Below are 8617 nucleotides of genomic sequence, written 5' to 3' on the forward strand. Positions count from 1 at the left end.
GGGGGTGGGGGGGGGGGTGGGGGTGGGGGTGGGCTTCGGGGCGGCCTTGGGGGCGGGCGCGACAGGCTTCGGGCCGGGCGGCGTGGGCCGCTCGGACCGGGGTGGCCGCTGGGTCGGTGTCTCCTCGACCACGGGGGACGGGACGGGCGGCTGCTTGGCGTCCGTCTTCTCGGCCGGCTTGTCGTGCCCGACCAGCGCGAGCACGATCGCCGCCACGACGCCCACGGCGACGACCCCGGCCGCGATACCGGCCTTCAGCGGGGCACCCAGCCCTTCGGACGCGGCCGAGCCGCCGCCCGCGCCTCCGGACGACGCGCCGCCCGCGGCACCAGCACCGGCACCGCTCGCCGCGCCACCGCCGCCCGAGGCCGCGGCGGCTCCCGCGGCACCGGCCGCGCCCGCTCCGGCGCCCCCGGCGACGAGGGCGGCCACCTTGGCGTACCCCGCGGCACCGAACCAGCCGATGACCGCGACCGGGACGACGGCCGGGATGCCTCCGGCGACCTCCTTGATCTGGCCCGCGGCCAGCCGGCACCGGGCGCATTCGTCGAGGTGCTTGCGCAGACCGCGCTCGGCCCGGGAACGCAGACTGCCGCGCGCGAACGCGCCGAGCCGGTCGGCGTAGCGGGCACACTCCCCGTCCCGGACGAGACTGGCGCTGACATGCGCCTGGAGATAGGCCTGCTTGAGCCCCTCACGGGCCCGACTGGCCAGCACCCGCGTGCCGTTGGCGTCGAGCCCGAACAGCGTGGCGACCTCGCTCGGCGACTCGTCCTCGACCTCGGTGTGCCACAGCACCGCCTGCCAGCGCTCCGGCAACGACCGGAACGCCTGCATGGCCAGCGACTGCTCGGCCTCGTGCATGGCCCGCACATCCGCGCCGAGGTCGAGGGTGTCGTCGTCGGACATCTCGGCGGCCCGCGCCGACTGCGCAGCGAACACCGCGAAGTCGTCGACCAGTTGCTCGCGCCGCGCCGACCGCGTCCAGTCCGCCGCCGCCCGCCGGATCGAGGTGAGCAGATAGGCGCGTACGGCGTGCTCGGGACCGGAGCCGGACCGCACCGCCTGGAGCATGCGGGCGAACACCTCGGCCGTCAGGTCGTCCGCGGTGTGCGCGTCACGGCAGCAGGTGCGCGCGTACCGGCGTACGGCCTGTGCGTGCCGGCGGTACAGCTCCTCGTACGCGCTGTCGTCCCCGGCCCGCATCCGGCCGATCAGGTCGGTGTCCGAGGGCGGCGGCATGTGCGGGGGCGTGGTGCTGTCCTCGCGCCGGTCGCGCTGCGCCGGGACGTTGCCCTCCGCGCGCGGAGCGCGGTCGTCCGGGGCGTCGCCGGGCGGCGGGACGTCCGGGCGGCCGCCCTGACTCGGCACCTGTGGGGTCGCCGCGTCGCCGTCGTCCCGCGACTCGTCCCACCCGTCAACGCTCATCGCGGAAAGCCCCCGCTGCCAGCTCCACCAGTCCCGGACACCGGGTCAGGGTGCCACATCGCCCTTTGGCCGGGACCGGCGCGAACGGACATCCACTCGTCCGTGCGGACTTGGCGCGAGATGGCATGAGCATGCCCCAAACTGGGGAAGGCTCAACGGGCGTGTCCGCGAGGGCAGTTGAGCGATCGGACCGGAACGCCCCGGAGTGTCCGCGACCTGTTCGAGGGGGGCGGCGGGTCAGTGCCCCCCTCGCGCAACCACCCGTTCGGGGGCCCGGCGTCCGGCGGCCAGGCTGACCGCAGGACCGGCGGGCGACACCCGCCGGAACGCCGGGTCACGCCGCCGGGACGCCGGGTCAGGCCGCCGGAACGCCGGATCACGCCAGCCAGGACGCCGGGTCACGCCCGCCGGGACGCCGGGTCACGCCTGGGGGCGCGACCGCAGACCCTCCAGCAGGATGTCGAGCAGCCGTGCCGAGGCCGCCGCCTGCTGGGCCGCGTCCGGCAGGGAGGGCGCGGCCGTCGCTATCACCAGCAGGACGTCCGACACCGACACGTCCGGCCGCAGCTCGCCCGCCGCGCGCGCCCGCTCCACGAGCCGGCCCACCACGTCGAGCAGCGCCGCCGCACCGGCGTCGTCCACCGGGTCCGCCGCCACGGCCGGAGCCGGCTCGGACACCAGCCGCAGCTCGCCCGCGCCCGGCTGCACCCGCTGCTGCGGCACCCGCGCCTCGTCGGTCCCGGCCTCGTCGGCGACACCGACCCGCAGCACCTGCGGCGGCAGCAGCCGGCCCGCGCCGGATGCCACCGACGTCCGCAGGAAGCGCGACAGCGCCGACCACGGCTCGTCCTCCTGACCGAGCGCCGCACGCGCCTGGTCCGTCAGCCGCGACGTCTCCTCCTCGGCTATCCGCCGCACCAGGACGTCCTTGCTCGGGAACCGGCGGTACACCGTCCCGACGCCGACCCGCGCCCGGCGGGCCACGTCCTCCATCGGCGCCCCGTACCCGAGTTCGCCGAAGACCTCACGCGCCGCGCGCAGCACGTGCTCCAGATTGCGCTGCGCGTCCACGCGCAGCGGCGTCGTACGCGACGACTCCCCACGTCCGGCGCCCGCGCTCATGGCGGAGCCCATCGCCCCACCCGCCGGCGCGACGGCGGACGCGGAAGCCCATCGAGAATCCTGAACATGCATAAGTGATCCCCCGGTAATGACGTCTCCCCCCGGAGACACTCCCCGTCATTGCTAGCCGGAGCGTCGCGGAACAAGCCCGGGACAACGAGCCCGTCCCGTGTGTCTCACGGACCCGATGAGCGCATCCCCCTGCACCCCGTCGACACACGAACATAGTTGAGAGGGGGTCAATTCAGAAGGGGCACGTTCCGCACGGAGCGCCCCTCGATCGGAGTACGGGTCGTTTACGTCCCGATTGCGCCACCCGCGCACCCCCAGTCCACCCCTTCTGACCTGCGGACTCTTCGCGCAGTCCGGCAATTCGGCCAAATCGCGGCGGCGTCGGCCACCGGTCATACAAATCGTCGAGGCTGTGGACAAACGCAAGCGACGGGTGCGTCATGGGATGGTGAAGGAACGTGCGCGCATTCTCGTTGTCGGCGGCGGCTACGTCGGGATGTACACGGCCCTGCGTCTCCAGCGCCTCCTCAGACGGGAACTGGCGCGGGACGAGGCCGAGATCCGCCTCGTCACCCCGGACCCGTACATGACGTACCAGCCGTTCCTCCCGGAGGCGGCGGCCGGCTCCATCTCACCGCGGCACGTCGTCGTCCCGCTGCGCGCCGTCCTCCCGCGGTGCCGGATCGTCCTCGGCGAGGTCACCGCGATCGACCACGCCGCCCGTACCGCGACCGTGACCGCCCTCGCCTCCGGCGAGGAGGGCCCGAGCGAGGCCATCGCCTACGACGAACTCGTCCTCGCCCCCGGTTCCGTCGCGCGCACCCTGCCCGTCCCCGGCCTCGCCGACCACGGCATCGGCTTCAAGACCGTCGAAGAGGCCATCGGCCTGCGCAACCACGTCATCGAACAGATGGACATCGCCTCCTCCACCCGCGACCCCGAGATCCGCGACGCCGCGCTCACGTTCGTCTTCGTCGGCGGCGGCTACGCGGGCGTCGAGGCCCTGGGCGAACTGGAGGACATGGCCCGCTACGCCACGCGGTACTACCACAACGTCCGCCCCGAGGACATGAAGTGGATCCTCGTCGAGGCCTCCGACCGGATCCTCCCCGAGGTCGGCGCGGACCTGGGCCGCTACACCGTCTCCGAGCTGCGCCGCCGCAACATCGACGTACGGCTGCACACCCGCCTGGAGTCCTGCCAGGACCGCGTCGCCGTCCTCGACGACGGCTCCCGCTTCCCCACCCGCACCGTCGTATGGACGGCCGGCGTCAAACCCCACCCGGTCCTCGCCGCCACCGACCTGCCCCTCGACGGGCGCGGCCGGCTCCGGTGCACCGCCGAACTGTCCGTCGAGGGCACCACGCACGCGTGGGCCGCCGGAGACGCCGCCTCCGTCCCCGACGTCACCGCCCGCGAACCCGGCGCACTCTGCGCGCCCAACGCCCAGCACGCCCTGCGCCAGGCCAGGGTGCTCGGCGACAACATCGTCCACACCCTGCGCGGCGAACCCCTCGAGACGTACGCGCACGCGTACGCGGGCTCCGTCGCCTCCCTCGGCTTCCACCAGGGCGTCGCCCAGATCTACGGCCGCCGCCTCAAGGGCTACCCTGCCTGGTTCATGCACCGCGTCTACCACCTCAGCCGGGTGCCGACCTTCAACCGCAAGGCCCGCGTCCTCGCCGAATGGACGCTCTCGGGTCTCTTCAAGAGGGAGATCGTCTCGCTCGGTTCACTCGAACATCCGCGAGCCGAGTTCGAACTCGCGGCCGGTGGAAAACATCCACACAGGCCCGAAGACGACCCGAAGGGGTCGTCCTGACCGGACCCAGGAACTCCCCGGCCGGGGCAGGCGTCTGACGGGTGTCGGCCGGGACGGCCGCCCTGCCAGACTGACCCCCGACCGATCCCGGACGACCGGAGCCGGCCGAAGACGACGACACGAGGCAAGGATTCGTGAACTTCACGCGCTGGAGCGCCCGGCTCCCCGGAACGCAGCGCCGCGCCGCAGCGCGGACCGAACCCGCGGCGGCCCTCGCCCAGGACCGGCCGGGCGACGGCCCCGGAGCCGTCCCCGCGGCCCGCGTCGAGCAGCTCACCGACGCCGACCGGCCGATCCCCGCCCTCGACGAGCTGCCCGCGCGTGAGGTCCTCGACCGCGTCCCCGCCCTGGTCGCCCTCGTCCACGGCCCCGAGCACCGCCTCGCCTACGTCAACGACGCGTACGCCGCCGCCTTCGGGTCCCGCCTCACCGGCGAACCCGCGCCCGCGGCCCTCCCCGAACTCGCCGAGCTCGGCCTGCTCCCGCTGCTCGACCAGGTCCTGCGCAGCGGCCGCTCCCGCACCCTGAAGTCCCGCAAGGCCACCGACGGCCGCTCCTACACGTTCACCTGCACGCCGGTCACCGAGGGCGACGGCGGCGTCCTCGTCTTCGCCACCGACGTCACCGACCACGCCGAGGCCGCCGAGCGCCTGCGCGCCAGCGAGCGCCGCCAGCGCGAGACGGCCGTCACCCTCCAGCGCTCCCTGCTCCCGCAGGAGCTCGAGGAGCCCGACGATCTGCGCATCGCAGCCACCTACCACCCCGGCGGCACCGAGGCCGCGGTCGGCGGCGACTGGTACGACGTGATCACTCTCGGCGGCGGCCGCACCGCCCTCGTCATCGGCGACGTCATGGGCCGGGGCGTCCGCGCGGCGGCCGTCATGGGCCAGCTCCGCACGGCGGTACGCGCGTACGCCCGCCTCGACCTCCCCCCGCACGAGGTGCTCCAGCTGCTGGACGGCCTCGCCATGGAGATCGACGCGAACCAGATCGCGACCTGCGTCTACGCCATCCACGACCCCAACGAGGGCCGCCTGGTCTACGCGTCCGCCGGGCACCTGCCGATCCTCGTTCGCGACGAGCACGGCGCGGTCCAGCGCGCCGACGAACCGACCGGGCCGCCCCTCGGCACCGGCGGCTGGATGCACGCGTCCGGCTCGATCGCCCTCAGCCCCGGCTCCACGGCCGTCCTCTACACGGACGGCCTGGTCGAACGCCGGGACAAGGACCTGGACGAGGGCATCGCCTCCCTGGAGACGGCCCTCGCCGGAGCGACCGGCACCCCGCAGGTCGTCTGCGACCGCCTGGTCCGCTCCGCCGGCGTCACCGCCGACCACGACGACGACGTCGCCGTCCTCGTCCTCCAGCACCCCGCCCGCACCGGCCCCGACCACGAGCTCTTCCGCAACGCCGCGCTGGAGCTGCTCGGCGGTGTCGAGGCGGCCCCCCGCGCGCGTGCCTTCGCCTCCGGGGTGCTGACCAGCTGGCGCTTCCCGTCCGACCTGCACGACCACGGCGTCCTGGCCACCAGCGAACTCGTCGCCAACTCCCTGCAGCACGGCACACCGCCCATGCGCCTGCGCCTGCGCCGCACCGACCGCCGCCTGATCATCGAGGTCACCGACGGCGACGACCACCTGCCGCGCCGGCGCCGCGCCGAACCGGCCGACGAGTCGGGCCGGGGCATCGCCATCGTCGCCAGCATCGCCTCGGCCTGGGGCTCCCGGCGCACCCCCGGCGGCGGCAAGGCCGTCTGGTGCGAGTTCGTCCTGCCCCAGGCGCGCTAGCCCGCCGGTCGGCTCAGGCGTGCGCCGACTGGCCCGCCGGCGTCGCGGTCCCCTGGGCCACGACCCGGCTGCGGTGCAGCCACGGCTGGTCCTGCGCGACGGTCAGCCGCCGCCCGAGCCGCAGCGCCAGCCAGGTGACCCCCAGCGAGAACAGCGCGAACGTCACCACGTACGGCCCGTGCAGCGACGCCCCCATGGGCCCACCCACGGCCGGCCCCACCGCCAGCGCGAGCTGCTTCACCAGGGCGAAGGCCGAGTTGTACTGCCCGGCCAGACCCGTGGGCGCCAGATCCGCGACCAGCGGGGCGACGGTCGGCGACAGCATCGCCTCACCCAGCCCGAACAGCGCGTACGTGGAGATGAAGGCGGCGGTGGCCATCTCCTTGCTGCCGTTCCCCAGCCCCGCGTACGCCGCCGCGACCCACGCCACGGCCCAGATCAGCCCGACCGCGGCGATGACCCGCGTCCGACGCCGGCGCTCGACGAACCGCAGGACGACGAACTGCGCCACCACGATCATCGCGGTGTTCGCCGCGAGCGCGGTGCCCAGCGTCGACGTCGACACCCCGGCCGCCTCCACGCCGTAGGCGCTCAGCCCCGACTCGAACTGCCCGTAGCAGGCGAAGAACAGCACGAAGCCCAGCACACACAGCTGCACCATCTGCCGATGGCGCAGCATCTCCCGCCAGCTGCCCTTGGCCGAACGGCCCTCCGGTGCCCCGCCGACCTGCGGCGCACGCGGCATCCGCACGGTCGCCATGACGACGACGAGCAGCAGGAACATCGCGGCCTCGATCGCGAACAGCAGGGTGAACGAGGACACGCTCGTCGCGTCGACGAGATGCCCGCCGATCAGCCCGCCGACCCCGAGCCCGAGGTTCTGCAGGAAGAACTGCGTCGCGAAGGCACGGGACCGGGTGTCCGCCGAGGAGCAGTCGACGATCATCGTGGCGAGCGCCGGCTGCATCACGGCCTGCCCGGCGCCAAGCACGGCCGACGCCAGCAGCACGGCCGCCGCGCTCCCGGCGAGGCCGAGCCCCATCGCTCCCACGGCGGCGGCGACCAGGGCGGCGAGCAGCACCGGCAGCGGGCCGCGCCGCACGATCGCCCGACCGGCGAACGGCAGCACGACCAGCGCGGCCACGGCGAAGACGGCGAGGACCAGCCCCGCTGTCATGGCACCCAGTCCCCGCACCTGCGCCACATAGACGTACAGGTAGGGGACGGTGAAACCGAGCCCGAACGCGCTGAGTGCGTTGCCCACGTGGATCCGGCGCATCGCTGCGCCCATCGCCCTGGTCACGTTCACCTCTCTTCTGGCAGACCTTCGATGCAGGCCTGAAGACTTCGAACCTAAACTTCGAAGCTAAACAGTACACAATGAAGGACTTCGACGCGAAGCAGGGGCGTGCCATACTCCCCCCATGGGCGACCCCGACATCGGCGAACCGACGCTCGAAGAGCAGATCGCCGCTTACCAGCGCGAGTTCCAGGACCTCGACCCCCAGGTCGAGAAGATCGTCTCTGCCCTGTCCCGGCTGAACCGGCGCATGAACGTCGCCTACGGGCGCCAGACGGCCGCCCTGGGGATCAGCAACACGGACTGGGAGGTCCTCAAGGCCCTCGTCCTCTCCGGTGCCCCGTACCGGATGGGCCCCGGCGAGCTCGCCAAGCGCCTCGGCCTCACGCCGGCCGCGATGACGCACCGGATTGACCGCATGGTCACCGAGGGTCTGGTCACCCGGGAGCGCGACGAGAACAACCGTGTCCGCGTCATCGTCGAGCTGACCGCGGAGGGTCGTGCCAAGTGGCTCGAGGCGATGCGCCTCGCGACCGTCTTCGAGGAGGACCTCCTCCAGGACCTCTCTCCCGAGGAGCGCTCGACGCTGGGTGAGGCCCTGACCCGTCTGCTCCGCCGGGTGGAGGACGCCCAGCCGGACGCCGGCGGACGCCTCACCGACCTGGACTGAAAAGATCTTGACAGGGGGTGGTTGACATCGCCCTGGTCGATCCGTAAGGTTCTTCGGGTTGCCACGGAGCCGGAACGGTTCTGCGACAGCACCTTCGCCGCGACAGCGGCACCTCAAACCACCAGCACGATCTCCCTGACGGGTTGATTTCGGCGCGCCCGAATTCAATTCGAATAGGGGGCCGGCAGCCCGATTGGGAATCGCCGGAAGGATCCGCTAAGGTTTGAGACGTCGGAACGGCCCAACGGCCGGGAAGACGAACCCCGCTGACTGGGGATCAGGCCGAAAAGGATCTGGTAAAGTCGGAACCGCCGGAAAGGGAAACGCGGAAGCGTGAACCTGGAAAGCGCCGAGGAAATCGGATCGGAAAGATCTGATAGAGTCGGAAACGCAAGACCGAAGGGAAGCGCCCGGAGGAAAGCCCGAGAGGGTGAGTACAAAGGAAGCGTCCGTTCCTTGAGAACTCAACAGCGTGC

Annotated in this window: 6 protein-coding genes; 3 read left to right on the top strand and 3 right to left on the bottom strand. The window is 72.9% G+C overall.

Annotation, left to right across the window (positions count from 1 at the left end; genetic code table 11):
• Both KBY32_RS35130 and KBY32_RS35135 read right to left on the bottom strand, forming a co-directional pair.
• Positions 1 to 1428: sigma-70 family RNA polymerase sigma factor (locus tag KBY32_RS35130; protein ID WP_210982924.1), on the bottom strand; the 1428-nt coding region annotated here is incomplete at its 3' end.
• A gap of 420 nt (positions 1429 to 1848) precedes the next feature.
• A complete protein-coding gene (locus tag KBY32_RS35135) occupies positions 1849 to 2622 on the bottom strand; it encodes a TetR/AcrR family transcriptional regulator (RefSeq protein WP_210982925.1) in 774 nt (257 codons plus the stop codon).
• Positions 2623 to 3007: 385 nt separating this feature from the next.
• Here KBY32_RS35135 and KBY32_RS35140 point away from each other — a divergent pair, with 385 nt between their 5' ends.
• Both KBY32_RS35140 and KBY32_RS35145 read left to right on the top strand, forming a co-directional pair.
• Positions 3008 to 4384: an NAD(P)/FAD-dependent oxidoreductase gene (locus tag KBY32_RS35140; RefSeq protein WP_210982926.1), complete on the top strand. Its 1377-nt coding sequence runs from the start codon at positions 3008 to 3010 to the stop codon at positions 4382 to 4384.
• Between the two features lie 134 nt (positions 4385 to 4518).
• The gene (locus KBY32_RS35145; protein WP_055624954.1) at positions 4519 to 6171 is read left to right on the top strand and encodes a SpoIIE family protein phosphatase; all 1653 of its coding nucleotides are present in this window, start codon (positions 4519 to 4521) and stop codon (positions 6169 to 6171) included.
• 13 nt (positions 6172 to 6184) lie between these two features.
• Here KBY32_RS35145 and KBY32_RS35150 read toward each other — a convergent pair whose 3' ends face one another.
• On the bottom strand, positions 6185 to 7450 hold the full coding sequence (locus KBY32_RS35150; RefSeq protein WP_208645899.1) for an MFS transporter: 1266 nt from the start codon (positions 7448 to 7450) through the stop codon (positions 6185 to 6187).
• A 145-nt stretch (positions 7451 to 7595) separates the two neighbouring features.
• Here KBY32_RS35150 and KBY32_RS35155 point away from each other — a divergent pair, with 145 nt between their 5' ends.
• Positions 7596 to 8141 carry a MarR family winged helix-turn-helix transcriptional regulator gene (locus KBY32_RS35155; protein WP_115509326.1) on the top strand — a complete coding sequence of 182 codons (546 nt, stop codon included), beginning with the start codon at positions 7596 to 7598 and terminating at the stop codon, positions 8139 to 8141.
• The last annotated feature ends 476 nt before the right edge of the window (positions 8142 to 8617 follow it).

The organism is Streptomyces sp. RK62 (assembly GCF_018070255.1).
GTDB lineage: Bacteria > Actinomycetota > Actinomycetes > Streptomycetales > Streptomycetaceae > Streptomyces > Streptomyces nigra.